25 protein-coding genes are annotated in these 25,521 nt (G+C 72.0%); 7 read left to right on the top strand and 18 right to left on the bottom strand.

Annotated elements, in window-relative coordinates; all coding sequences use genetic code 11:
* Window positions 1–136: 136 nt before the first annotated feature.
* Window positions 137–1,654: a SulP family inorganic anion transporter gene (locus AC1RNL_RS02970; RefSeq protein ID WP_492934377.1), complete on the bottom strand. Its 1,518-nt coding sequence runs from the start codon at window positions 1,652–1,654 to the stop codon at window positions 137–139.
* A gap of 178 nt (window positions 1,655–1,832) precedes the next feature.
* Here AC1RNL_RS02970 and AC1RNL_RS02965 point away from each other — a divergent pair, with 178 nt between their 5' ends.
* Window positions 1,833–2,198: a helix-turn-helix domain-containing protein gene (locus AC1RNL_RS02965; protein WP_492934376.1), complete on the top strand. Its 366-nt coding sequence runs from the start codon at window positions 1,833–1,835 to the stop codon at window positions 2,196–2,198.
* 21 nt (window positions 2,199–2,219) lie between these two features.
* Here the strand turns inward: AC1RNL_RS02965 and AC1RNL_RS02960 are convergent, their stop codons facing one another.
* The 8 genes from AC1RNL_RS02960 to AC1RNL_RS02925 form a co-directional block, all read right to left on the bottom strand.
* On the bottom strand, window positions 2,220–3,707 hold the full coding sequence (locus AC1RNL_RS02960; protein ID WP_492934375.1) for an amino acid permease: 1,488 nt from the start codon (window positions 3,705–3,707) through the stop codon (window positions 2,220–2,222).
* Between the two features lie 47 nt (window positions 3,708–3,754).
* Complete coding sequence (locus AC1RNL_RS02955; RefSeq protein ID WP_492934374.1) at window positions 3,755–4,630, bottom strand: potassium channel family protein; 876 nt, start codon at window positions 4,628–4,630, stop codon at window positions 3,755–3,757.
* A gap of 163 nt (window positions 4,631–4,793) precedes the next feature.
* Window positions 4,794–5,906, bottom strand: a complete 1,113-nt coding sequence (gene ald, locus AC1RNL_RS02950) for an alanine dehydrogenase (RefSeq protein WP_492934373.1) — start codon at window positions 5,904–5,906, stop codon at window positions 4,794–4,796.
* A 21-nt stretch (window positions 5,907–5,927) separates the two neighbouring features.
* Window positions 5,928–7,412, bottom strand: coding sequence for an NAD-dependent succinate-semialdehyde dehydrogenase (locus AC1RNL_RS02945; protein WP_492934372.1), 1,485 nt, complete (start codon window positions 7,410–7,412; stop codon window positions 5,928–5,930).
* Window positions 7,409–8,707 (bottom strand): aminotransferase family protein, encoded by a 1,299-nt coding sequence (locus AC1RNL_RS02940; RefSeq protein WP_492934371.1) that lies wholly within the window; start codon window positions 8,705–8,707, stop codon window positions 7,409–7,411. Before AC1RNL_RS02940 ends, AC1RNL_RS02945 begins: the two co-directional genes overlap by 4 nt.
* A gap of 107 nt (window positions 8,708–8,814) precedes the next feature.
* On the bottom strand, window positions 8,815–9,708 hold the full coding sequence (locus AC1RNL_RS02935) for a LysR family transcriptional regulator (protein WP_492934370.1): 894 nt from the start codon (window positions 9,706–9,708) through the stop codon (window positions 8,815–8,817).
* 9 nt (window positions 9,709–9,717) lie between these two features.
* Window positions 9,718–10,491 carry a FadR/GntR family transcriptional regulator gene (locus tag AC1RNL_RS02930; protein WP_492934369.1) on the bottom strand — a complete coding sequence of 258 codons (774 nt, stop codon included), beginning with the start codon at window positions 10,489–10,491 and terminating at the stop codon, window positions 9,718–9,720.
* 95 nt (window positions 10,492–10,586) lie between these two features.
* On the bottom strand, window positions 10,587–11,933 hold the full coding sequence (locus tag AC1RNL_RS02925; protein ID WP_492934368.1) for an MFS transporter: 1,347 nt from the start codon (window positions 11,931–11,933) through the stop codon (window positions 10,587–10,589).
* A gap of 154 nt (window positions 11,934–12,087) precedes the next feature.
* Between AC1RNL_RS02925 and AC1RNL_RS02920 the strand changes: the two genes are divergently transcribed.
* Both AC1RNL_RS02920 and AC1RNL_RS02915 read left to right on the top strand, forming a co-directional pair.
* Window positions 12,088–13,725, top strand: a complete 1,638-nt coding sequence (locus AC1RNL_RS02920; RefSeq protein WP_492934367.1) for an amidohydrolase — start codon at window positions 12,088–12,090, stop codon at window positions 13,723–13,725.
* Window positions 13,726–13,753: 28 nt separating this feature from the next.
* Window positions 13,754–14,509 carry an SDR family NAD(P)-dependent oxidoreductase gene (locus AC1RNL_RS02915; protein WP_492934366.1) on the top strand — a complete coding sequence of 252 codons (756 nt, stop codon included), beginning with the start codon at window positions 13,754–13,756 and terminating at the stop codon, window positions 14,507–14,509.
* A gap of 65 nt (window positions 14,510–14,574) precedes the next feature.
* Here the strand turns inward: AC1RNL_RS02915 and AC1RNL_RS02910 are convergent, their stop codons facing one another.
* The 4 genes from AC1RNL_RS02910 to AC1RNL_RS02895 form a co-directional block, all read right to left on the bottom strand.
* Window positions 14,575–15,078, bottom strand: a complete 504-nt coding sequence (locus AC1RNL_RS02910; RefSeq protein ID WP_492934365.1) for an HNH endonuclease — start codon at window positions 15,076–15,078, stop codon at window positions 14,575–14,577.
* Between the two features lie 80 nt (window positions 15,079–15,158).
* The gene (locus tag AC1RNL_RS02905; RefSeq protein WP_492934364.1) at window positions 15,159–15,353 is read right to left on the bottom strand and encodes a hypothetical protein; all 195 of its coding nucleotides are present in this window, start codon (window positions 15,351–15,353) and stop codon (window positions 15,159–15,161) included.
* 90 nt (window positions 15,354–15,443) lie between these two features.
* Window positions 15,444–15,977 carry a hypothetical protein gene (locus AC1RNL_RS02900; protein ID WP_492934363.1) on the bottom strand — a complete coding sequence of 178 codons (534 nt, stop codon included), beginning with the start codon at window positions 15,975–15,977 and terminating at the stop codon, window positions 15,444–15,446.
* A gap of 47 nt (window positions 15,978–16,024) precedes the next feature.
* The gene (locus tag AC1RNL_RS02895; RefSeq protein WP_364193922.1) at window positions 16,025–16,981 is read right to left on the bottom strand and encodes an IS481 family transposase; all 957 of its coding nucleotides are present in this window, start codon (window positions 16,979–16,981) and stop codon (window positions 16,025–16,027) included.
* Window positions 16,982–17,594: 613 nt separating this feature from the next.
* Between AC1RNL_RS02895 and AC1RNL_RS02890 the strand changes: the two genes are divergently transcribed.
* Genes AC1RNL_RS02890 through AC1RNL_RS02875 form a run of 4 tightly spaced genes read left to right on the top strand, consistent with a single transcriptional unit; the run spans window position 17,595 to window position 21,459 of the window.
* On the top strand, window positions 17,595–18,581 hold the full coding sequence (locus AC1RNL_RS02890) for a methionine ABC transporter ATP-binding protein (RefSeq protein ID WP_146354911.1): 987 nt from the start codon (window positions 17,595–17,597) through the stop codon (window positions 18,579–18,581).
* Window positions 18,578–19,393, top strand: a complete 816-nt coding sequence (locus AC1RNL_RS02885; protein WP_128190101.1) for a methionine ABC transporter permease — start codon at window positions 18,578–18,580, stop codon at window positions 19,391–19,393. The genes AC1RNL_RS02890 and AC1RNL_RS02885 overlap by 4 nt, the downstream gene beginning before the upstream one ends.
* Window positions 19,394–19,402: 9 nt before the next feature.
* Window positions 19,403–20,236, top strand: coding sequence for a MetQ/NlpA family ABC transporter substrate-binding protein (locus AC1RNL_RS02880; RefSeq protein ID WP_492934362.1), 834 nt, complete (start codon window positions 19,403–19,405; stop codon window positions 20,234–20,236).
* Between the two features lie 47 nt (window positions 20,237–20,283).
* Complete coding sequence (locus tag AC1RNL_RS02875; RefSeq protein WP_246992541.1) at window positions 20,284–21,459, top strand: MFS transporter; 1,176 nt, start codon at window positions 20,284–20,286, stop codon at window positions 21,457–21,459.
* 115 nt (window positions 21,460–21,574) lie between these two features.
* Here the strand turns inward: AC1RNL_RS02875 and AC1RNL_RS02870 are convergent, their stop codons facing one another.
* From AC1RNL_RS02870 to AC1RNL_RS02850, 5 genes are all read right to left on the bottom strand, one after another.
* Entirely contained in the window at window positions 21,575–21,700 is a 126-nt protein-coding gene (locus tag AC1RNL_RS02870; protein WP_492934361.1) for a hypothetical protein, read from the bottom strand.
* Window positions 21,701–21,785: 85 nt separating this feature from the next.
* Window positions 21,786–22,502 (bottom strand): hypothetical protein, encoded by a 717-nt coding sequence (locus AC1RNL_RS02865; RefSeq protein ID WP_492934360.1) that lies wholly within the window; start codon window positions 22,500–22,502, stop codon window positions 21,786–21,788.
* A 16-nt stretch (window positions 22,503–22,518) separates the two neighbouring features.
* Window positions 22,519–23,238: a hypothetical protein gene (locus AC1RNL_RS02860; RefSeq protein WP_492934359.1), complete on the bottom strand. Its 720-nt coding sequence runs from the start codon at window positions 23,236–23,238 to the stop codon at window positions 22,519–22,521.
* Window positions 23,239–23,338: 100 nt separating this feature from the next.
* The gene (locus AC1RNL_RS02855; RefSeq protein ID WP_492934358.1) at window positions 23,339–24,640 is read right to left on the bottom strand and encodes a hypothetical protein; all 1,302 of its coding nucleotides are present in this window, start codon (window positions 24,638–24,640) and stop codon (window positions 23,339–23,341) included.
* A gap of 74 nt (window positions 24,641–24,714) precedes the next feature.
* A complete protein-coding gene (locus AC1RNL_RS02850; protein WP_492934357.1) occupies window positions 24,715–25,281 on the bottom strand; it encodes a hypothetical protein in 567 nt (188 codons plus the stop codon).
* Window positions 25,282–25,521: the final 240 nt, after the last annotated feature.

Below are 25,521 nucleotides of genomic sequence, written 5' to 3'. Positions count from 1 at the left end.
AGCCGGGGTGTGGAGCCGGGGTGGATGTGCTCGGGACGCTACGCTCGGCCACCGACCCCCACAAGGCCCCGAAAACCGGAGCCGCGCAGCCCGCGCTCGCCGAGCATCCGCTGGGAGACCCGCCCCGCGTCGGGCCTCAGCCCTCCCCGCCCAGCTGCCGCGTCATCCGCCCGTGCATCTGCACCGACGAGGCGTTGAGCCCGTGCAGCTCGACGCGCTTGCCGAGACGCTCGTACTTCGTCTCGATCGCGTCGAGGGCGGCGACGGTGGATGCGTCCCAGATGTGCGAGCGCGAGAGGTCGATGACGACGTGGTCGGGGTCGTCGGTGTACTCGAACTGCGTCGTGAGGTCGTTGGAGGAGGCGAAGAACAGCTCGCCCTCGACCGTGTAGTGCGCGGCCGCACCGCCGTCGGACTCGCGCACGTCGCGCGTCACCGACTGGAAGTGCGCGACCCGGCGGGCGAAGAGCACCATCGCGGCGATGACGCCGACGATGACGCCGATCGCGAGGTTGTGGGTCAGCACGACGACCACGACGGTGATCACCATCACGAGCGTCTCCGACAGCGGCAGGCGCCGCAGGGTCGCCGGCTGGATGGAGTGCCAGTCGAAGGTGCCGACCGAGACCATGATCATCACGGCCACGAGCGCCGCCATCGGCACGAGCCCGACGATGTCGCCGAGCGCGACGATCAGCACGAGCAGGAAGACGCCGGCGAGGAAGGTCGACACGCGCGAGCGGGCGCCGGAGGCCTTCACGTTGATCATCGTCTGGCCGATCATGGCGCAGCCGCCCATGCCGCCGAAGAGGCCCGAGAGCACGTTCGCGACGCCCTGGCCCCACGACTCGCGCGTCTTGTCGGAGTGCGTGTCGGTGACGTCGTCGACGAGCTTCGCCGTCATGAGCGACTCCATGAGGCCGACGAGCGCCATCGCGATGGCGGTCGGGCCGATGATGCCGAGCGTCTCGAGCGTGAGCGGCACGTCGGGGAAGAAGAGCGACGGCAGGCTGCGCGGCAGCTCGCCCTGGCTGCCGACGTCGGGCACCTGCCAGCCGAAGAGCAGCACGGCGCCGGTGAGCAGGATGATCGCGAACAGCGGCGCCGGCACGACCTTCGTCAGCCGCGGCATCACGACGAGGATCAGCAGCCCGACCGCGACGAGCGGGTAGACGAGCCACGGCACGCCCACGAGCTGCGGGATCTGCGCCATGAAGATGAGGATCGCGAGCGCGTTGACGAAGCCGACCATGACGCTGCGCGGGATGAAGCGCATGAGCTTGGCGACGCCGACGAGGCCCATCACGACCTGCAGGATGCCGGCGAGCAGCACGGTGGCGATGAAGTAGTCGAAGCCGTGGTCGCGCATGATCGGCGCGATGACGAGCGCGATGGCGCCGGTCGCGGCGGTGATCATGGCGGGTCGGCCGCCGAGGAAGGCGATCGAGATCGCCATCACGGCCGACGAGAAGAGGCCGACGGCGGGGTCGACGCCGGCGATGATCGAGAACGAGATGGCCTCGGGGATGAGCGCGAGCGCCACGACGAGGCCGGCGAGGGCCTCGCGGGTGAGCATGCGCGGGTTGCGCAGCACGGTCGTGACGGATGGGTTGTCGCGGTAGCGGGCGCGGTCGCGCGTCGCGGTGGTGGTCATGGGGCTCCTTCGAGAGCGAGTGGATGCGCGGGCATGCCGCAGCGAGGTCAGAGTGCGTGAGCGCGTCGTCGCGCGGGGCCGATCCAGCCGACAGGCGAGAATGGATGGCGTGGTCGAAGAGCTCGACCGGAATGACTCTACCCTAACGTGAGGGGAGAGTTGCCGAGGGAATGGTGCGATGACCGACGAGACGATGCACATCGGTGAGCTCGCGGAGCGCACCGGCCTCTCGCTGCGCTCGCTCCGCCACTGGGACGAGGTCGGACTCGTGCGCGCCTCGGGCCGCAGCGAGGGGGGCTTCCGCCTCTATACGGCCGCCGACGAGCAGCGCGTGCGGCTCATCATGCGCATGAAGCCCTTCGGCTTCACGCTCGACGAGATCGGCGAGCTCGCCGACGCCATCGACGCCTCCCCTACCGATCCGCTGTCGGCGCTGCCCGCCGAGCGCGCCGACTTCTTCCGCACCGAGATGCGCGCGCGGCGCGACAAGCTCGCCCGGCAGCTGGCCGACGCCGACGACCTGCTGCGCCGCGTCGAGCCCTAGCCGCCCGACCGGGGCGACCCCTCAGCCCACCGCCACCGACGCCTCCTCGAGCTCGCCGGCCGCCCGCGCCCGCAGCAGCTTCTTCCGCACGACCGGCCAGAAGAGCGCGAGCGCGCCGGCCGCGATGAGGCTCGTGAGCACCTGCGCGCGCCCGCCCTCGGAGCCGAGCATGATCACGACGATGCCGATGGCCGCCGCGATGAGCACGATGTTGAGCACCGGGAACAGCCAGACCTTGAGCTTCAGCTGGGCCTGCTCCTCCGGCGTCATGCGCGCGCGCAGGCGCCACTGCGTGACGGCGATGAAGACGAAGACGAAGAGCGCCACGAGGCCGGTGGAGTTCATGATGAACTCGTAGATGCCCGAGCTCGGCGCGATGAAGTTGACGAGCGTCGCGACGAGGCCGCCGGCGGTCGACGCGATCACGGCCGCGACCGGCACGCCGCGCCTCGAGCGTTTCGACATGATCGCCGGCGCCAGCTTCTGCTCCGACAGGGCCGCGAACATCCGCGAGGCCGAGTACGTGCCGGAGTTCAGCACCGAGATGACCGCTGTGAAGATGACGAGCGTCATGATCTCCTCGGCGAAGGGGATGCCGAGCAGGCTGAAGACGTAGGCGAAGGGCGGGATCTCGTCGGGCGAGGGCAGCTCGTTCCAGGGCACCACCATCACGATCACGAGCACCGCGCCGACGTAGAAGAGCATCACGCGCCAGATGACGGTGTTGGCGGCCTGGCGGATGCCCTTGGCGGGATCCTCCGACTCGGCCGCCGCCATGACGGCGATCTCGGCGCCGAAGTAGGCGAAGAGCACGAGCGCGATCGATGAGACGACCACGCCGAAGCCGTTGGGCATGAAGCCGCCGTGCTGCCAGAGGTTGGCGACCGACAGGGTCGAGTCGGGCCAGAGGCCGAACGCGAACAGCAGACCGGCGCCGAGGAAGGCGACGATCGCGACGACCTTGATGCTGGCGAGCCAGAACTCCGTCTCTCCGAACGCGCGCAGCGAGATGAGGTTGGTGGTGACGAAGATCGCGAGGAGGATCAGCGAGCCGGCCCAGGCGGGCAGCCCCGGGAACCAGGCGTTCAGCATGCCGCCGCCGACGACCGCCTCGTAGGCGATGACGCCCACCCAGAAGTACCAGTACAGCCAGCCCACGATGTAGGCGGCCCAGTCTCCGAGGCCGACGCGGGCGTACTCCATGAAGGAGCCGACGGCCGGGCGCACCGCGGCCATCTCGCCGAGCATGCGCATGGCGAGGAAGACGATGAGGCCGCCTCCGAGGTACGACAGGATCGCGGCGGGCCCGGCCGAGAGGATCACGTTGGCCGAGCCGACGAAAAGGCTCGCGCCGATGATGCCGCCGAGGGCGATCATCGTCACGTGCCGCGACTTGAGCTTCTTGCTCTTGGGGCCGTCGGCGACGGCGATGGCGGATGCGTCCGCCGGCGAGGCGGGCACGTCGCGTTGCGCGATCGGCGGCTGGTCGGAGTGGGAGCTGGGGGCCACAGGGCACCTTCCTGGATGAGCGCCCGTAGGGGGCCGATCGAGCCGGGTCAGACGCGCGGGTCGTGGCGATGGTCGGCCGCGTAGGCGGCGAAGACCTCGGCGACGTCCTCGCCGGCCCGCAGGAACTCCCCGCGCAGCGCGGCGCCGAGCTGGTCGATCGCCGTGCCGAGCTGGTGCGTGCTCAGCCGCACGGCGAGCTCGGGTCGCCGCAGCGCCGCGTCGCGGAGCACGAGCACGTACGGCAGCTGGCGCGCGAGCGAGAGCTCCTGGTTCTGCTCCTGGAAGTAGAAGCCCTCCGCGTGCTGCGCGAAGTCGACCCGCACCCGGGCGATCTCGAGCGAGAGCGAGTCGAGCGTGCGCGAGAGCGATCCGGCATCGACCTCCGGCACGGCGGCGGCGTAGCCGGCCTCCGCGAGCCCGTCGATCTGCAGCGCCAGCGCCCGGCGCCGCGACATCGGCGGGTACACCTGCGAGAACCAGGCGAGCGCCGTCGTGAGCAGCCCGAAGCCGGTGAGCGCCTCGATCGGCGAGACGGCACGCACGAACGGGTCGACGGGCGTCATGTCGCCGAGGCCGAGCGTGGTGAGCATCACGAACGAGAAGTAGAGCGCCTCGCCGATCGGCGAGTAGTCGTTCGCGTCGATGCCCTGCGAGTAGCTGAAGCCGTCGGGGATGCGCGGCAGGTAGATGAGCGCCCAGCCCACCACCTGGAGCGCGATCCAGAGCGTGATCACGACGATCATGCCCGTGGGGCCGGCGGCCGAGCCCGCGCGGTGGCCGGTCGCGCGCGACACCCGCCAGACGAGCGCGAGCACCTGGCGGCTCAGCCTGCCTCGGCCGACCGGGTGCAGGAGCGTGTGGAACATGTCGCGCAGCCCGAGCGCGATGATCAGCGCCCCCGCGACCGTCAGCGCCACATCCATCAGGGGCTTCGCGCAGCCTCAGCGCGTGCAGTGCTTCCGGATGCGGTCCATGCCCAGCTCGCGCGAGAGCTCGACCGCGGTGACCGTCGACTCGTCCATGCTGTGAGGCTACCCGCCGCGGCTACCCGCAGCGAGGGAGACCCGCTGCGCCCGCGGAGCCCGCCTACGCGCTCACTGCCTGCGCGGCCGCCGCCGGCGCGAGGTCGGGGAACGCGTCGGCGACGCCCTGGTGCACGAGCGCTCCGGCCCGCGTGTTGACGCCCTTCGCGAGCGCCGGGTCGGCCGCGAGGGCCGCCTCGACGCCCTGTTGCGCGATGCGCCGCACGTAGGGCAGCGTCGCGTTCGTCAGCGCCCGCGTCGACGTCTGCGGCACGGCGCCGGGCATGTTGGCGACGCAGTAGTGGCGGATGCCGTCGACCTCGAAGATCGGGGCGTCGTAGGTGGTCGGCCGCGACGTCTCGAAGGCGCCGCCCTGGTCGATCGCCACGTCGATGAGCAGCGCGTCGGGCCGCAGCAGCGACAGCTGCTCGCGGCGCAGGACCTTTGGCGCCGCCCGGCCGGGCACGAGCACGGCGCCGATGACGACATCCGCGTAAGCCAGCTCGGCCTCGACGGTCGCGACGTCAGACATGAGCACCCTCGCGCGACCCGTGAAGAGCACATCGAGCTGTCGGATGCGGGCGGGCGACATGTCGAGGATGGTTACCTCCGCCTGCATGCCGAGCGCGAGCAGGGCGGCCTGGGTGCCGACGGCGCCGCCGCCGATCACCAGCACGCGGGCCGGCGCGACACCCGGCGAGCCGCCGAGCAGGATGCCGGGGCCGCCGCCGTGGCGGGTGAGGTGCGTGGCGGCGGCGTGGGCGGCCAGCCGACCGGCGATCTCGCTCATGGGTGCCAGCAGCGGCAGCCCGGTCGCGTCGGCGACGGTCTCGTACGCGATGCCGAGCGTGCCGGCTCGCAGCAGCGCCTCGGTGAGGGGCCGGTCGGCCGCCAGGTGCAGGTAGGTGAAGAGGGTGAGGTCCTCACGCAGGTAGCCGTACTCGGCCGCGATCGGCTCCTTCACCTTCACGACCAGCTCGCTCGCCCACGCATCCTCGCGCGAGACGATGTCGGCGCCGGCCGCGAGGTAGAGCTCGTCGGCGAAGCCGGCGCGCTCACCCGCTCCCGACTCGACGAGCACGGTGCTGCCGCTGCGCGCCAGGTCGGCGGCGCCGGCGGGCGTGAGGCCCACCCGCTCCTCCTGCGGCTTGATCTCCCTGACGACGCCGATGTTCATCGATCTGGACCTCTCTGCTGCTCAGCGCGTCTGGCGACGTGCGATGTTGTAGAAGCGCACCGACTGGTACTCGTCGAGCCCCTCGGCGCTGCCCTCGCGGCCGAGGCCCGACTGCTTGATGCCGCCGAAGGGCGCCGCCGCGTTCGACGGCACGCCCTGGTTGATGCCGAGGATGCCCGTCTCGAGCCGGTCGGCGACGTTGAGCGCGCGGTCGAGCGACTCGCTGAAGACGTAGCCGGCGAGCCCGAACTCGGTCGCGTTCGCGCGCTCGACCGCCTCGTCCTCGGAGGTGAAGCGCTGGATCGCGGCGATCGGGCCGAAGATCTCGGTGGTGGCGAGGTCGGATGCGGTGGGCACGTGATCGAGCACGGTGGGTGCGAAGAAGTAGCCGGCGTCGCCGAGCTCGGTGCCACCCGTCAGCAGCTGCGCGCCCCGCGAGACGGCATCATCGGTGAAGGCTCGCATCTGCCGCACGGCGCGGTCGTCGATCAGCGCGCCGAGCCCGGTGCCCGTGCCGAGGCCGGCGCCGACCGCGACCTGGCGGAAGCGCTCGGCGAGGCCCTCGGCGAACGCGTCGGCGATGCCCTCCTGCACGTAGAAGCGGTTGGCGCCGATGCACGACTGGCCGCCGTTGCGCAGCTTCGCGGCGAAGGCTCCGTCGATGGCGCGCTCGAGGTCGGCGTCGTCGAAGACCAGGAACGGGGCGTTGCCGCCCAGCTCCATCGACGAGCGCAGCACGTTGTCGGCGGCGAGCCGCATGAGCGTGCGGCCGACCTCGGTGGAGCCGGTGAACGAGACCTTGCGCACCCGCTCGTCTCGCAGCACCGCCTCGCTGAACCTCGACGAGCTCGAAGTGGTGACGACCTGCACCAGATTCTCCGGCACGCCGGCGCGGCGGGCGAGGTCGACCGCGAAGATCGTCGTCAGCGGCGTCAGGGTCGCCGGCTTCACGATCGCCGCGCAGCCGGCCGCCAGCGCCGGCGCGATCTTGCGGGTGGCCATCGCGAGCGGGAAGTTCCAGGGCGTGATGAGCACGGCGAGGCCCACGGGGGCGCGCCGCACCAGGATGCTCGCGCCGCCGTCGGGCGACTCGCGGTAGTCGCCGGCGGGCCGCACGGCCTCCTCGGCGTACCAGCGCACGAAGTCGCTGCCGTACTTCACCTCGGCGCGCGCCTCGGCGAGCGGCTTGCCCATCTCGCGGGAGATGAGGTGCGCGAGGTCCTCGGTGTGCTCGACCAGCAGCGCGTGCCAGGCGTGCAGCACGTCGGCTCGCTGGCGCGGTGTGGTGCGCGCCCAATCGCGACCGGCCGCATCCGCCGTCTGCACCGCGCGCAGCGCGCCCTCGACGTCGATGTCGGCGATGCTGGCGATCTGCTCGCCCGTGGCCGGGTCGGCGACCGCGATGCCGTCGACGGGCAGGCCGAGGCCCGCGATGACGCGGTCGGCGTGCGCCACCGCGGCGGGATCGGCGGCGATGAGGGCCGAAGCGGCGGTGGTGGTGCTCATCGGTGGGACTCCTCTGCGATGGCCTGCTCGATGGCGGCGACGTACTCGACGACCTCGCGGTCGCTGACGATGAAGGGCGGGCTGAGCTGCAGCGTGTTGCCCCGCAGCGGTCGGGTGATGAAGCCGAGCTCGACCGCGCGGTCGGCGACCCGCTCGTTGACGAGCCGCTCGTCGAGGCTGATGCCGCCGAGGAAGCCGGCGACGCGCACGTCGACCACGGCCTCCTGCCGCTGCTGCAGGCCGTCGAGCTCGGTGCGCAGCACCTGCTCGAGCTCGCGCACGCGCGGCACGAGGCTCTCGCGCTCGAGCACGTCGAGATTCGCGAGCGCCACGGCAGCGGCGGTCGCGTGGCCGGCGTAGGTGGCGCCGTGGCGGAAGATCGGGGTGTCCGGCCCCTCGACGTAGAACGGCTCCCACAGGCGCGGGCTCACGAGCACGCCGCCGAGCGGCGCGTAGCCCGAGGTGACGCCCTTCGCGAAGGTGACGAGATCGGGCTCGATCCCGTAGCGCTGGGCGGCGAACATCGCGCCGGTGCGGCCGAAGCCGGTGATGACCTCGTCGGCGATGAGCAGGATGTCGTGCTCGCGGCAGAGGCGCTGTAGGCCCTCGAGGTAGCCGGGGGCGGGCGGGTTGACGCCGCCGGTGCCCTGCACGGGCTCGCTGACGATGGCGGCGACGCGGTCGGCGCCGATCGCGGCGATGGTGGCCTCGACCTGGGCGAGGTCGTCGACCGAGACACGGGCGGTCTCGGGCACCAAGGAGTCGGTGCCGTATCCCTCGCGGTTGAACTCGAGTCCCGCGATGCTCGTGCCGTAGGCGTGCAGGCCGTGATACGCGTGCTCGCGGCTGAGGATGATCTGCTTCGTGCCGCGGCCCTCGCGCTGCCAGTGGCGGCGGGCGAGCTTGCAGGCGACGTCGATGGCGTCGGAGCCGCCCGAGTTGAGGATCACCTTCGCGCGCTCGATCGGCGCTAGGGCGGCGAGCCGCTCGCCCAGCTCGAGCGCCTGGTCGTTCACGTAGCGGCCGAACACGTGATACGTCTCGAGCCGCAGCATCTGGTCGTGGGCGGCCTTGGCGAGCTCAGGGTGCGCGTGGCCGATGTTGGCGTGCCAGAGGCCGGCGGTGCCGTCGAAGAGCCGCTGTCCGTCGGCGGTGAAGACGTAGGAGCCCTCGCCGCGCTCGACCACGAGCTGGCGGCCGAGCACCGACGGCATGTGCGCCTGGGCCGACCACAGCGCGGGCCCGTCGAGCACGGTGCCTGCGGCGGTGCGGCCGGTCGGATCGGTGAGCGTCATGACTCCTCCTCGTCGCGAGAGTGCGGTTGGGCGCGCAACGGCGGCGAGCCTGCGGCCACGCTACGGGGAGACATCCGGTCAGGTAAAGCGACCGTTGATGACCGATATCAGTCAGCAGTGCTTACATGTCCAGCCAGCGTCCCGGCGACCGCATCGCGGACCGCGCCGATGGCCGGGTGCCCCTCCGCCCCGAGCCGCGTGAGCACCAGGATGTCGCGCAGCTCGTTGGTCGGCAGCAGCGGGCTCGGGGCGAGCGCGCTGCCCGCCTCGCGCACCACGAGATCGGGCAGGAACGCCGCTGCCAACCCTGCCTCGACCATCCGCAGGTGGAAGAGCATGTCGGAGGACTCGTGCGCCACCCGCGGCTCGAAGCCTCGCTCGCGGCACACCCGCAGCGCCCACTGCGTCGAGGCGGCCTCGGCCGGCTCGAGCACCCACGGCACCTGGTCGAACGGCAGATCGGCCATGCCCTCCGGCAGGTAGCCGCGCACCGGGTCGCTGCCGATGACGGATGCGTGGATGCCGCCGACCGGCGCCAGTCGCGTTCCCGGGAAGGTGTCGGTGACGACGGCGTCGACCTGGCGGGCGACCAGCAGCGACGCGGCGTGCTGGGGGTCGGCGCGCTGAAGCCGCACGTCGAGGCCCGGATGCGTCCGCGCCAGCCGCTGCAGCGCTGTGGGCATGATGATGCGGGCGACCGAAGTGAAGACGGCGATCGAGACGACGCCGCGCGGCTGATCCTGCGCGGCGGCGAGCTCGGTCTCGGCGCGCTCCATGGCCGCGAGCACGGCCTCGGTGCTGTGCACCAGCGCGAGCCCGACCGGGGTCAGCCGGGCCGTGCGGCCGACCTTCTCGAGCAGCACCGCACCGGTCTCGCGCTCGAGCAGCGAGAGCTGCTGCGAGATGGCGGAATGGCTGTAGGCGAGCTCGCGCGCAGCCGCGGTGATGCTGCCGTGCATCGCCACCGCACGCAGCATCACCAGGCGGTTGAGGTCGAGCACAGCCGAAGCCTACGGCGCGCCGAAGTGCGCCTGCGCGAACGTCAGGTCGAGACGCTCGAGGTACACGGGGCGCTCCTCGAGCGCGGCGAAGTGCTCGCGCATGGCTCGCGCCGCGGCGCCGGCATCGCCCAGTCGGAGCGCGTCGAGAATGGCGCGGTGCGCCACCAGATCCCAGTCCGCCGTCGTGCCGGATCGCACCGAGGCAGTGCCGGTGACGCGCGCGACCTCGGTGATCGGCTTGAGCATCAGCGCCAGTGCGGGCTGATGCGTGGCGTGCAGGATGCCGGAGTGGAAGGCCGCGTGGGCGGCGTGGGCGGCGGCGACGTCGCCTGCGGCGATCGCATCCATGAGGGCGTGCTCGCTGCGGTCGAGCTCGGCCCAGTCCTCCTCGGTGCCGGCCTCGGCCGCCAGCCGCACGAGCATCGTCTCGATCGAGACCCGCGCATCCATCACGTCGCGCACGGTGACGGCCGAGCGCGCCAGCAACGCCACCATCGCGTCGCCGAACGCCTCGTCGCTGGGCTCGGCCACGATCGTGCCTCGGCCCTGCCGCACCCGCAGCAGGCCGCGGGCGACGAGGGCGCGCACGGCGTCTCGCACCACGGTGCGGCTGACCCCGAGGATCTCGCAGAGCTCTCCCTCGGTCGGCAGCAGGGTGCCGGGCGGCAGCTCGCCGCTGAGGATCTGCTGCTCGAGCACCGCCCGCACGCGGTCGCTCTTGAGGTCGCCGACCGTGGTCTGGCTGCCCGACCACGCGCTGCGCACCGCTGGGCTCACGGTCATGGGCTCTCCTTCTCGAGTGCGCCGATCGTATCGACGCCGCACGGCTGCCGAAGCCGCTGCGCCGCCCCGGCTCGGGCGGCGCAGCGACTTCGGTATCAGGCCGCGATCGTCTCGTCCTGTCGCGAGAGCACGCGGCCCGCGAAGAGTCCGCCCACCACGCACAGCGCCATGATGATCCCGAGCAGCACCGGGATGACCACCACCGAGCTGCCGAACGAGAGCGCCAGCGCCCCCGCGATCGACGGCACGAACCCGCCGATGAGGCCACCGATGTTGTATGAGACGGCGACGCCCGAGTAGCGGTAGCGAGCGCTGAAGAGCTCCGACAGCATGGTGCCCAGCGGGCCGTAGGGGATGCCGAGCATGCCGATGCCGATGGCCACCGCCGCGATCACCAGCACCTCGACGCCCGAACCGATCATCAGCGCGATCGGCACGACGAGCACGAGCGCCAGCATGCCGCCGCCGACCACGGTCTTCCAGGCGCCCCAGCGGTCGCCGAGCTTGGCGCCGATGTAGATGCCGATCGCCTCGAGCACGGCGCCGACCATGGTGGCGACGAGCAGCTTCCACGGCTCCATGCCGAGCTCGCCGGTGCCGAAGTTCACCGCGTAGGTCGTCATCAGGAAGAAGCCGCCCGAGGCGAACAGCACCGTCGCGATCACGATCAGCACACGACCGCCTGCGTGGCGGAACACCTCGACGAGCGGCAGCGGCTTGCGCTGCTCCTGCTGCACCTTCTGCGCCACCTGCACCTGCACGACGTCCGCGAACACCGGCGACTCCTCGACGCGCAGGCGCATGTAGAGCGCGACCGCCAGGAAGACGAAGGAGAGCAGGAAGGGGATGCGCCAGCCCCATGCCAGCAGCTGATCCTCCGGCAGCAGGGTGACGAGCGCGACCACGGCCGACGAGACGAGCGTGCCGGCCGGCGAGCCGTACTGCGGCATGGCGCCGTAGAAGGCGCGCTGCTTCGCCGGCGCGTGCTCGACCGCGAGCAGCACCGCGCCGCTCCACTCGCCGCCGAGCGAGAGGCCCTGGATGAAGCGCAGCGTCGTGAGCAGGATGGGCGCCGCGAAGCCGATCGCATCGAAGGTCGGCAGCAGGCCGATCAGGCCGGTCGAGAGCCCGATCACCAGCAGCGTCACGATCAGGGTCTTCTTGCGGCCGATGCGGTCGCCCAGGTGGCCGAAGAGGATGGCGCCCACGGGCCTGGCGATGAAGCCGATGCCGAAGGTCAGCAGCGCGAGCACGGTGCCCACCGCTGGGTCGAACTCGGGGAAGAACAGCTCGTCGAAGACGAGCGCTGCGAGCAGGCCGTAGATGAAGTAGTCGTACCACTCCATCGCCGTGCCCATGAAGGATGTGGTGGCGACTCGGCGCAGGCGCTTGACGTCGGCCTGTGCTGCGGTCGAGGGACTGGGTGCAGTGCTGGTTGCCATAGGTTGCATCTCCGGAGTACGAGGCGGGGTGCCACGGGTTCGGCTTCGTTGCCGTGGTCTAGATAGTACATATGATGTTTGTGACGCGCGTGTTTCGTGCCGGGGACGTTCCTGCGGCGGTCGAGTCCGCGCATCCGTTCGAAGGAGCCAGCCGATGATCGTCGACCTCATCGTCCGCAACGCGCGCATCGACACCCGCGACCCGCAGCGCCCGACTGCCAGCACCATCGCGGTGCTGCACGGCCGCGTCGTCGCGCTCGACGAGCAGACCGAGGGCCTCGAGGCGCGCGAGACCCTCGACGCCGGCGGCCTATCGCTGCTGCCCGGGTTCAACGACGTGCACGCGCACAGCGTCTGGTTCGGCACAACGCTCATGGAGGCCGACCTCTCGACCGTCGCCTCGTTCGACGACATCTACGCCGCTATCGAGCGGCAAGCGCAGTCGACCGCCGAGGGCGACTGGGTGGTCGCGGCCGGCTACAACCCGGTGCTGCTCGGCAGCACCCACCCCGACCGCGACCGCCTCGACGCCGCCAGCGGCGGCCGCCCGGTGTGGATCAAGCACGCCTCCGGGCACTCCGGCCAGGCGAGCACCGCGGGCCTGCGGCTCGCCGGGGTCGACGACCGCGACGTCACCGCGATGGAGGGCGGCGTCATCCGCGTCGACGACGCCGGCCGGCCCACCGGCGTGCTCGAGGAGCGCGCGATGAAGCTGGTGCAGGACATCCTGCTCCCCTACCCGCTGGCCTCGATCGAGCGCGCGCTGCAGCTCGCCACCGAGCACTACGCCCGCGAGGGGCTGACGAGCGTGACGGATGCGGGGGTCGCCGGCGGCTGGATCGGTCACGCTCCCGCCGAGCTCGCGGCTTACCAGGCGGCACGCGACAAGGGCCTGCTGCGCACCCGCATGCAGGTGATGCCGGTGATGGATGCGCTCGCGCCGATTCCGGGGCACGATGCGGAGCCCGCTCGGCGCGGCTTCGGTGCCGGCATCCGCACTGGCTGGGGCGACGAGTGGCTGCAGCTGGGCCCGGTGAAGGTGTTCACCGACGGCTCGATCCTCGGCCGCACGGCGCAGATGCGCGAGGAGTACGAGGGCTGCCCCGGCTACCACGGCTATCTGCAGGACGACCCGGATGTGATGCGCACCCGCATCACCGAGGCGGCCGCGGCCGGCTGGTCGCTCGCACTGCACGCCGTCGGCGACGCGGCGCTCGACTTCGCGCTCGACGCGATCGAGTCTGCGGTGCGCGCCAACGGCATCCCCTCGGTGCCGAACCGCGTCGAGCACGGCATGGTCGTGCGACCCGACCAGCTCGAGCGGCTCGCCGCCCTGCAGATCGCGTGCGTCGTGCAGCCGAGCTTCATCACCAGCTTCGGCGAGGGCATCCGCGGCCCGGTAGGCAAGCAGCGCGGCGACTGGTCGATCCGAGCGCGCAGCCAGCTCGACGCCGGCATGCCGCTGGCGTTCTCCTCCGACCGGCCGGTGGCACCCGGCGCGCCGCTGCTCGGCATCGAGTCGTTCGCCGCCCGGGTGAGCGAGGAGGGCCTGCTCTACGGCCAGCACGAGCGCATCTCGGTCGACGAGGCCGTGCACGCCGCGACGGTCGGCTCGGCGACGGTCACCGGACAGCAGGCCGTGAAGGGTCGGCTGCTGCCCGGTCAGCTGGCCGACATGGTGCTGCTCACCGAGCATCCGAACGACGTCGCGGTCAGCGACATCCGCTCCATCCCCGTGCGTGCGACGATCGCCGGGGGCACCTTCACCCACCGCGACGCCGACGTCGGCTGACGGCATCCGCGACTTCGAGAGGCATACGATGACTCCCACGACCGATGGCGGCCAGCGCGTCGCGCTCGTCACCGGCGGCACCTCCGGCTTCGGCGCCGCGATCGCCGCCCGGCTGCAGGCCGACGGCATGCGCGTCGCCGTCTCGGGCAGGCGGGTGCCGGGGCCCGAGGTCGCTGAGCAGCTCGGCGATGCGCTGTTCATCGCCGGCGACATCACGCAGCCGGGGGTGCCCGATCGCGTCGTGGGCGACGTGGTGGATGCGTTCGGTCGCCTCGACGTGCTCGTCAACAACGCGGGGCGCCGGCACGCGGGCCTGATCGTCGACACGCCGCCGGAGGAGCTGACCGAGGTGTTCGCGCTGAACACGATCGCGGCGATGACGATGACCGCCGCGGCCGCGCGCGCGATGCGGCCGAAGGGCGGCGCGATCATCAACATGCTGTCGCGACTGGCCTCCTCGGGCGTGCCGACGCTGACGACCTACACGGCGTCGAAGGGCGCGCTGGCGGCGTACACGCGCGGTGCGGCCGTCGAGCTGGCGCCGCACAACATCCGCGTGAACGCCGTCGCGCCGGGCATGGCGCGCACGCCGCTCATCGAGGACTGGCTGGGCGACCAGCCCGACCCCGATCAGGCGCTCGCCGACACCGTCGCCGACATCCCGCTCGGCCGCCTCGCGAGCCCGGAGGACGTCGCCGCCGCCGTCGCCTACCTGGCCTCGCCCGAGGCCGCCTACGTCACCGGCGCCTCGATCGCGGTCGACGGCGGCTACACCGCCCGGTAGCTCGCCCCACCCCGCTGGTCGAGCCGAACGAGCGCTCGCAAGGCGCCGATCGGGCAAGGATGAGATCAGCCCCGCTTCGCGTTCCGCGCCGCTGCCGACCGCTCTCGCGCAGCCCGCTCCTCCGCATTCATGACGGCGAGCACCCGCACATCGGCGCCCGCGGGGAAGTACGCGCGCCGTCGCCGCTCCAGCCCCGCGACGTACCACCACGCCGGCTTCCACGAGCTCTTGCTGCGGTTGTGGGCCTTGCACAGCGCCTGCCCGTTGCTCACCACGGTGGGCCCGCCGCTGGACCACGGGATGACGTGGTCGACCTCGACCGCCGGGTCGTCGCAGCGCCCCCAGACGATGAACTCGCCGGCTTCGCAGCGTCCACCGGCGTTCGCCATCACGGTCGCCCGCGGAGCGAACTTGAAGCCCCGCCAAGGGTCACGACGCGAAGAGTTCGGACCTCGGCCCAGCGTCGGGAAGTTCAGCACAGCCGCGGCGATCAGCGCAGGGACGAGCCACCAGAGGTGCGGTTCCAACATCGGCCAGATTCCGGCAAGCAAAGAGGCAAGGGACTCCACGGCATCGCCTTTCGTTCACGACATCGGTACGTCGATCACGAGTATGCAGGCGCGCGCCGACATCGGCGCGCCGACCAGGCTCAGCCCTTGCGGAAGTGCTTTCGGATCCGCTCGGCCTGCGCCGGCGTCAGGTGCCAGTCGGTGCCGATCTCGTGTCCCTCGAACGGGCCGCCGCCATCGGTCGGGTTGCGCAGGAAGCCGCGGATCTGCCTGCCCTTGCGGTCCATGCCCAGCTCGCGCGAGAGCTCTACCGGGGTGATCGTCGACTCGTCCATGCTCCGAGGCTAGCCCCGTGCTCGACCGCCCGCCCTCGCCACCGAGCGGATCCACCGCCTGGCTCACCGCGAAGCTCACCCGCGCGGCGTTCAGTATCCGAAGATGTGCAAGCTGACCACGTCGACTTCGCGGCGAGGGTCGCCGAAAAACGCGGCGAGACGACGCGTGACCGATTGGTATGGCCTCTCCCTGCCCGAGCCGTTCGCTCTGAAGTTTGTGCGCGGAACGATCAGGAACAGATGTTGCGCGTTCTCGGCAAGGTGCGTCTTCCACAAGTCTTTCAGGTCGTGATTATTGGTCGTTGTCCCGCCCCTCTCGACTTCCACTAGGATTCCGCGCCCCGGCCCCAGAGCTCCATAGAAGTCCGCGCGCGGCCTCGCTTGGAACGAAGGTCCCGCCAGCACTATCGATTCGGAGGCGAACCGGCGATCGGTGATGAGATGCTGAGCGACCACCGCTTGAATCACAGCGCTGCCAGCTCCGTGGACATGGCCTTCGGCGAGCGCAGTCGCTCGCTCGGCTAGATAGCTCGATAGGCCCGCAGCAAGACGATCGACCTCTGACAGCTCCTCCAGCTCAGAAGCCGCCAATGTGGTCTTCGCGAATCGCGTGTATCCAGTCATGTGCGCAGCTTCGCAAGGCTGCCCCGAGAGCTAGCTGTACTGAGTCATCACGTGGGTGACACTCGGGCCGCTGGTGGTCTCCCGTGGGCTGAGTGGATGCGTTCAGTGTTGTAGTGCTCGATGAAGGGTGCAAGCGCGTCGGTTCGTGCGCTGTTCGAGTCGAAGGGCTGTCGGTAGGCCCATTCGGTGGCGAGGGTGCGGTTGAAGCGTTCGACCTTGCCGTTCTGCCAGGGGCAGTGGGGCTTGATGAACAGCTGCCGGGCGCCGAGCGCTGCGACAGCTGCCGGGAAGGCATGGGCGCGCCGGTAGGCGAGCGCGTTGTCGGTGATGACCTGCTCGATGCGAGCGATGCCGTGGTTGGAGAAGTAGTCCGCCGCTCGCCGAAGGAAGCTCGCGCAGGTCTCGGAGCGCTCGTCGGGGTGGATCTCGGCGTAGGCGAGCCGGCTGTGGTCGTCGACGGCGGCGTGGACGAAGTCATAGCCGATGCCGCGGCCGCGAACCTCTTCGGAGCGGCCGTGAACGCGCCAGCCGCCGCCGTCCGGGATGCGGCCGAGCTTCTTCACGTCGACGTGGATCAGCTGCCCTGGCTGTTCCCGCTCGTAGCGGAGTGCAGTCGTGCGGGATGCGCGGATCAGCTGCCCGGTGATCGGATCACACCAAGCCAGGCGCGGAACCTGGTGTCGGTTCAGGATCCGGGAGATCGTCCGGGCCGGTACGCCGGTGGCGGCTGCGAGCCGTGCCGGGCCCTGGCGGAGCTCCGCCCGGGCGGCGAGCACCGCCGCCTCACGATCCTGAGTCGTGCGGTTCGGTGACGCATGCGGTCGACTGGACCGGTCGAAGAGCGCCTCGACGCCGCCCTCGCGGTACCGGTTCACCCATCGATACGCGGTCTGACGAGAGACACCGAGCTCAGCCGCGACATGGGCGACGGGCCTGCCGCTGCCGACACGTTCGACGATCAATGCTCTGCCAAACGGAGACAGACGCGGGATAACTTGGGGCACGAGAACCTCCGGGAAGTGAAGACCTGAACAGCTCCACTAAGCCCGGAGGTTCTCCTCGCTCACAAGACCCGAACTGTCACCAACGTCCCGGCGCAGTACAGCTAGCGCGAGTCGCTGCCGTCGCCCATGAACGAGGCGAAGTCTCCGCTGGCCTTCGTCGGGTCATCGTCATTCAAGCAGTACGCCTTGCAGATCTCGCTGCGGCGCGGCTTGCTTTCGCGGAGGGACGCGCGCGTCCGCTGCCTGACTCGATGAACGTGCCGGCACTTGTCGGGAATGTGCTGGTCGAGTTTCCAGACGACTACGACCCTGACTGAGGCTTGCGGCGTCCCCGAAACGCGGACAATCGCTATCGCGCTTGGGAAGCGGCATGATCTATCCCGTCGATCACTCAGCGCTCGAGGTCCTTCGATCGGCACGTAGGCGTCGAGACGCTACAGCAGCGATGCCGCGCATGACGGCACCTCACCAGACGTAGGACCCGTCTACGTAGCACGGCGTCACATGCTCGACTGGGGGACCGATCTGCGGGACAATGTCAGATAGCCCGCCGCCGAGGACGGGCGAACAGACCACACTGCAGGGCGCCGACCGCGCCCCCGCTTGGAGTTCCATGATCTCGATCGAGCACGTCAGCCGCCGCTTCGGCGACGGCCCCGACGCCGTCGTCGCGCTCGACGACGTATCGATCGAGGTGCCGCGCGGCTCGATCTTCGGCGTCGTCGGGCAGTCGGGCGCCGGCAAGTCCACGCTGCTGCGCACCGTCAACGCGCTCGAGCGGCCCGACTCCGGGCGGGTCGTCGTCGACGGCGTCGAGGTGACGGCGCTCGAGGGCAAGGCGCTGCTGCAGGCGCGCCACCAGATCGGCATGGTCTTCCAGCACTTCAACCTCGTCGGCAACCGCACCGTCGCGCAGAACGTCGAGTTCGCGCTCGAGGCGACCGGCGCCCCGAAGAAGGATCGCCGGCCGAAGGCGCTCGAGATGCTCGACCTCGTCGGCCTCGCGCACCGCGCCGACGACCGCCCCGGCCAGCTCTCCGGCGGCCAGCGGCAGCGCGTCGGCATCGCCCGCGCCCTCGCGAGTGGCCCGGATGTGCTGCTCAGCGACGAAGCCACCAGCGCGCTCGACCCCGAGACGACCCGCTCGATCCTCGAGCTCATCCAGCGCCTCAGTCGCGAGCTCGGCCTCACCGTGCTGCTCATCACCCACGAGATGGACGTCGTGAAGCGCATCTGCGACGCCGCCGCCCTCATGGAGACCGGCCGCGTCATCGAGCAGGGCTCGCTCGACGACCTCATCCGCACGCCCGGCAGCCGCGTCGCCGCCGAGCTGTTCCCCGTGGGCGAGGCGCACTACATCCCCCACCACCGCATCATCGACGTCACCTACACCGGGCTGAGCGCCGACCGCCCCGTCATCGCGCAGCTCGCGCGCGACTTCGGGCTCGACGTGTCGATCCTCGGTGCGGCGCTCGAGACCATCGGCGGCCACCAGGCCGGCCGCACCCGCCTCGCCGTGCCCGGGGACGCATCCGTCGCCCTCAAGGTGATCGACTCGCTCACCGCGCAGGGCGTCACCGCCTGGGAGGTGCTCGCATGATCGACCCCGCCGCCCCCACCTTCTGGCCGCAGCTCATGCAGGTGCTGCTCGAGGGCACGTGGGAGACCGTCTACATGACGGCGATCGCGATGGCGATCACGTTCGTCGTCGGGCTGCCGCTCGGCATCATCCTCGTCGGCACCGAGCAGGGGCGCTTCCTCGAGGCGCCGTTCGGCTCGCGCGCGCTCGGCCGGGTGGTCAACGGGCTGCTCGGCTTCATCGTCAACCTCGGCCGCTCGGTGCCGTTCATCGTGCTGATGATCGCGCTCATCCCCGTCACCCGCTGGCTGCTCGGCTCGTTCATCGGCACCGGCCCGGCCATCGTGCCGCTGACGCTCGTCGCCATCCCGTTCTTCGTGCGCGTCGTCGAGATCGCCGTGCGCGAGGTTGACCCGGGCCTGTTCGAGGCGGCCGAGTCGCTCGGCGCGAGCCGCTGGCTGCTCGTGCGCCGCGTGCTGCTGCCGCAGGCGACCCCCGCGATCCTGCTCGGCACCGCCACCACCATCACGTCGATCATCAACTTCTCGGCGATGGTCGGCGTCGTCGGCGGCGGCGGCCTCGGCAACGTCGCCCTCACCTACGGCATGCAGCGCTACAGCTGGATCCACATCGTGTTCGTCGTCATCATCCTGTTCGCCCTCGTGCAGCTGATCCAGTGGGCGCTGACCGCGCTCGCGAAGCGGCTCGGCGCCCAGCCCACCCGTCGCGGCCCCAAGAAGGACGCGACGGCCGATGCGCAGGCCCACCTCGACGCCGACCTCGCCCTCCCCTCCTCCCGCACCCCGACGCATCCGTCGGGCAGCACCCCGTAAGGAACCACCATGACCAGCACCTTCCGTCGCCGCGTGGCGACCACCGTCGTCGCCGGCGCCGCCGCGCTCGCCCTCGCCGCCTGCTCGTCGGGCGCCCCCGCCGAGACCGACGCGCCCGAGGACGGCTCGCTCGGCACGATCCGCGTCGGCGCGCTGCCCGTGCCGGCCGGCGACATGCTCACCTGGGTCGACGAGAACCTGGCCGCCGAGGCCGGGCTCGACATCGAGTGGGTCGAGTTCACCGACTACAACACGCCCAACCCGGCGCTCACCGACGGCTCGACCGAGGCCAACCTCTTCCAGAACGCGACGTTCATGGAGACGTACAACTCGCAGGCCGGCGGCTCGCTCGTCTCGGTCGGCGAGGTCTACCTGCCCGCCGCCGCCTTCTACTCGGAGTCGCTCACGTCGATCGACGAGCTGGGCGAGGGCGCCACGATCGCCATCCCCAACGACCCGACCAACGAGGCGCGCGCGCTCGAGATCCTCGCGGCCGAGGGCCTCATCGAGATCGCCGACGACGCGACCAACCTCGACGGCATCACCGAGAACCCCTCGAACTTCCAGTTCACCGAGGTCGAGAACGCCACGCTGCCGCTCGCGCTGCCCGACAACGACGCGGTCTTCGTCACCGCCTCGTTCGCGCTGCCGGCCGGCCTCACGCAGGAGCAGGCGATCCTCACCGAGGGCGACGACTCCGAGTACTTCAACATCCTCGCCACCACGCCCGAGCTCGAGGACGACCCCCGCGTCGAGGCGCTCTACGAGCTGCTGACCTCGGAGGAGACGCAGGCGTACATCCTCGAGACGTGGGGCGGGCTCATCGTGCCCGTCTCGGAGTGACGCCCGCGCCGCATCCCGCTGCGGCGGGCGAGCCGGCGGGGGCCGCGATGGGCGGTCCCCGTCAGCTCGCCGCGTCCGTGCCGATCCGCGCCGCCTCGAGCGGCGCGCAGATCGCCATCCCGATCCTCGCCGTCGCCGTCACCGGCGACATCGCGCTCGGCGCGCTGCTCGTGGCGCTGTCGATGCTGCCCGGCATCGTCGCGGCACCGCTCGTCGGCGCCCTGCTCGACGGCGCACGGCACCCGCGCGCGCTGATGATGGCGGCCGCAGCCGGCACCGGGCTCGCCTTCGGCGTCGCCGCCGGGCTCGGGCCCGTGCCCGTCTGGGCGGTCGCGGCGGCGCTCGTCGTGAGCGGCCTGCTGACGCCCTTCGGCTTCGGCGGGCTGTCGAGCTTCGTGGCCCCACCGGGGTCGGATGCGCGGCGCGCGTACGCGCTCGACGCACTGAGCTACAACGTGAGCGGCGTCGCCGGCCCGGCAGCCGTCGCCGTGCTCGCCCCCACGCTCGGGCCGCGCGCGGCCCTCATCGCGATGGCGGTCGTCGCGCTCGCCTCGGCCGCCGCGTTCGCGCTGCTGCCCGTGCAGCCTCGCGCGGCGGAGCGCGCCGGACTGCTGCGCTCCATGGCGGCCGGCATCGTGGCGCTCTCGACGCGACGCACGCTCGCGGTCGTCACCGCATCCGGCACCCTCGCCGAGCTCGGCCGCGGCATCATGCCGATCGCCGCGCTCGGCATCGCGCTCGCCGCCACCGGCGACGCGTCGCTCAGCGCCCTGATCGTCGCGGCCTTCGCCGTCGGCGCGCTGCTCGGCGCCGCGCTCGAGCCGCTGCGGCCGCCGGTGCTCTCGGCGCACGCGACGATGGGCCTCGGCTACGCCCTCACGGGCCTCGCCACGATCGCCGCCGCGCTCGACCTGGGCCTGTGGTGGACGATCGCGCTCGTCGGCCTCTCCGGCCTCTGCACCGCGGCGCCGACGGCCGCGATGCTGCTGCTGCGCCGCACCGAGGCCCCGGAGTCCGTGGTCGCCCAGGTATTCACCGTGGGCGCGGCGCTGCGCGGTGCCGCGGCCGCGCTCGGCACCGCGATCGCGGGCGCGCTCGCCGGCGTCGAGCCGCTGCTGCTGCTCGCCGGCTCGGGCGCCGTCTGGGTGCTGAGCGGCGCGGTGATGCTGGCGTTCCCGCGACGCGGGCGCGGGCTGACCGGGGCGCATCCGATCGTCGGGTAGCGCCTGGCGCTTCCCGTCGCTCGCGGCTGCCCGTTGCTCAACCGGCTCCGTGCGACACCAGCCGGATTATCCGGCCGGACGCACGCGGAGCCGGTTGACGAACGGGGGGCTGGGCTCAGCGCGTCCTGCGGCGGTAGACCACGAGCGCGAGAGCGTAGGCGCCCACGAGCAGCCCGACGAGCCACGCGAGCGCGACCCAGATCTCGCGTACCGCGAGCGCAAGAGGCGGCTCGTCCGTCAACCGGTTGGGTGCGACTCCGACCGGATAATCCGGCCGGGCGCATGCGGAGCCGGTTGACGAACGGCCGGTGGGGGCGCGGCTCGGCTCAGGGCATCGCGTACTGGTCGACCGGCATGAGGTCGATCGTCGCCATCACGTCGAGGATGCGCGCGACGTCGTCCGACGCCAGGTACTCCTCGGCCTCGGCCTGCGAGCGGAAGATCGGGCGGTCCTGCCCCTGCTGGAAGACCAACGAGTGCAGGCGGCCAACGCTGTCGAAGCCCACATACGACTCGGGCGATGGCTCCTGGCCGCCCGGCATGAGGGCGGTGTGCGCCTCGAACCGGCCGTCGCTCATGGCTCTCCAGTACGCGGTCGCGACGAACCCGTCGACCGTCTCCCTCGTCGCGACCGTGCCGACCTCCGACACCGCCCCGGCATCGCCCTCATGCCCGTCGTAGTAGTGCAGCACCCCACCGCTCGGCGGCAGGAAGGCCACCACGTTCGCCCACTGCTCCCGCCCGTCGTGGTTGACGCGCAGCTCGCTCGTGTCCTCGACCGACCAGTCGGCCGGGATGCTGATGCGCATGGTGCCGTTCTGCGTCTCGAACGTCACGACCTCCGGCTCCTGCGTCGGGGTAGGGGTCGGGGTCGCCGACTGCGTGGCCGCGGCGGTCGGCTCGGGCGTCGCGGCGACGCTCGGGCCTGTCGAGGGGTCGGGCGCTCCGGGTGCCGTCTGCGCGCAGCCCGCGAGTCCGACGGCGGCCGCAGCCAGCGCGGCGACGACGGCCATCGGCCTCCGTCGCGATCGGGTGTGCAGCATCAGGCTCCTCGCTCGCTCACGGCATCGCGTCGCGTGGCACGTCGACCTGCTCGAGCGATGCGAGCACGTCGAGCAGCTCGGCGACCTCCGGGCTCTCGAGGCAGGCCAGCGCATCCGCCTCGTCGGCGACGTCCTGGCACGGCTCGAGCACGGCGAGGTCGGCCATGAAGTGCGCCAGGCGCGTGTCGCCTGCCGGGAAGATGCCCCACGGCGGCTCGTCGTCGGGCATCACCGAGACCTGCGCGAACACCTGCATGCCCGCCTCGTCGACGAGCCACCAGCTCGCGGCGGCAGTGGCCAGCCCCTCGTCGTGCGGCAGCGCCGACGCGATCGCGCGCTCCTCGACGACCGCCCACTCGTCCGCGACCGCGCCGATCGCGTCGACCGCACCGTCGGTGTAGAGCAGCACCTCGCGCCCCTCACCGTCGAGCACGTGCACGGTGTTCATCCACTGGTCGCGCCCGTCGTGGTCCATGCGCACCGCGCTCGCGTCGCGCACGCTCCAGCCGGCGGGCAGCGCGAAGCTCGCGTTGCCGATCTGCGTCGTGAAGGTCTCGCCGGCCTCGGCGGACGGGGTGGCGGATGCCGTGGGCTCGGCCGTGGGCGCCGCGGACGTCGGGGCGGGCGGCGCCGACGAGGCCGCCGGCTCGGCAGGCGCGCTGCACCCGGCGAGCGCCGTCGCGGCGAGGAGCAGGGCGCCGAGTGCGGCGGCGATCGGCTGGGGGCTGGGGCGCATAGGACCTCCTCGCTGGGGCCGCCAAGTGGTCGGCGTACCCAGGCATGTCCGGCAGAGCCCCGCAGGTCACATCCTGGCGGCTCCGCCCGGTCGCGCGGCCTCAGTCGGGCGGCATCCGCGCCGGGTCGTCGTGCAGCGCGTCGAGCGACGCGACCGTCAATAGCATGAGCTCCTCGAGGTCGCTGTCGAACCACGCGACCGCGTGCTCGGCGCCGACGTCGTCGCCGGTGAGCGGGGCGCTGCCGAACGCGCGGCAGAGCGTGGGCCTGCACACCGTGCCGTGCGGCCACTGGCCGCCGCCCGCATCCGTGAGCCCCACGCCGACGAACGGGCGCTCGCCCTCGCGCTCGACCGCCCACGACGCCGCCTCCCAGTTGTCGGCGGTCGGGCGCACCTCGCCGATGCGCCACTGGCGCCCCGGCGGCGCCCCCGGCGACAGGAGCGCCTCGTCGGCGTAGACGAGCACGGCCGTGCCGTCGGGGAGCGCGAGCGTGACCCGGTTGCGCCACAGCTCCCCGCCGCCCGCGGCCGCGACGCGCTCGCCCGCCTCGTCGATGCGCCAGTCCATCGGCACGAGCATGCTCGAGGTGCCGTTCGCCGTCTGGAACGGCAGCAGCGTCGTTCCGCCCGCGACGACGCCCACGTCGGCCGGCAGCGCGAAGGGGTCGACGAGATCGAGCCGCACGGTCGCCATGATGTCGAGCGCCCGCGCGACCTCGGGCGCCGCGAGGTAGGCCTCGACCTGCGCCTGCGTCGCGAAGCGCGGCGCCTCCTCCTCGATCCAGAACCTGAGCGCGTGCCCGCGCTCGACGCCGTGGAACGCGACCGTCCCCGCGCTCGACGGGTCGGCGTCGGCGCGCAGCAGCACCACGCACGGCACGAACATCCCGTCGGGCGGCTGCTCCCAGAAGGCGACGGCGACGAGCCCGCCTGCGACCCCGCGGCGCGCGACGACGCCCGTGCGCGCATCCGTCGTCTCCCCCGCAGCCTCGACGCCGGGCCCATCGGCGTAGACGAGCCGCTCGCCGCGGGGGCCCCTGAGGGTGAGCCGGTTGGCCCAGACCTGCCGCCCCTCGGCGCCGACCTCGAGGCCGCTGCGGTCGTCCACCTGCCAGCCGTCGGGCACGCGGATGCGCATGGTGCCGTTGCGCGTGGCGACCTCGGTGCCGTCGGCGGCCGGGGTCGGCGTCGCGAGCGGGCTGCTGCCGGGTGCGGCCGACGGCTCCGCCGACGGGCTGCCCCAGGGCACCGGCTCGACCCCGGGGCTCGGCGCCGCCTGCGACTCGCCGGGCGTCGGCGGTGCCCCGCCGACCTGCGCGCACGCCCCGAGCCCCGTCGCCAGGCCGAACGCGATCGCCGCGAGCGTGATCGTCGCCACCCGGTGACGCGGCGGGGTGCGCATGGCTGGATTGTCCGCCCGGATCGGGCGGAGCGCACTCCCCCAGTTTCGCTCGGCCGGTCCGTCGCGTCACACCGTCACGGCATCGCGTCCCAGGGCACGTCGTGCAGCTCGAGCGACGCCAGCACAGCGACCGCCGCGACGGCCGCGGGACTCGACAGGCACGCCTCGGCCGACGCCGCATCCGCCACCGCGTCAGCGCCCTCGATCGTGCCCAGGTTCGCCGAGAACACCCCGAACCGCCCCTCGGCCTGCCGGATGTACGTGTTGGGCGGGCCGCCGTCGCTCGCCCCGGTGACAGCCGCCATGACCTGCAGCTCGCCGCCCGGCAGCTCCATCCACCACGACCTGGCCGAGAGCTCGCCGGTGCCCGGCGACCGGGCGATCGCGCGCTCCTCGACGACCCCCCAGGGGATCTCGCCCCAGCCGACGTCGGAGAGGTAGCCGTCGCGGTAATGGAGCCGCTCCCGGCCCGCCTCGTCGACGAGCACCACCTGGTTGACCCACTGCTCCTCGTTCGCATAGTTGGTGCCGACGGTGCTGGTGTCCACGGCGCTCCAGTTCACGGGCAGCGTGAACGTCGCCGTGCCGTTCTGCGTGGTGAAGGATGCACCGGCGAGCGCGAGCTCGTCGTCCCTCGGCACGAGGTCGGCCGCCGGGGATGCCGAGGGCGCGGCTGTCGGCTCGGTCGTCGCTCGGGGCGGCGCGGCGGTCGCGGTCGGGTCGCCCCGGCCGCGACCGCCGACGGCCGGGGCGGCGCCGACGTGCTGGTCGCCTCGACGCCGGGGAGCGTGCAGCTCGCCACCAGCGTCACCACGACGACGAGGGTGCCGATCGCCCCGGCGATCGCCGCGGCGGTGGGTGCGTTCGTGCGCATCAGGGCC

The sequence above is a fragment of the Agrococcus sp. GW821-FHT14H11 genome (genome assembly GCF_058803545.1).
The sequence above is the reverse complement of the archived record's forward strand: the minus strand, read 5'-3'. Positions and strand labels throughout refer to the sequence as shown.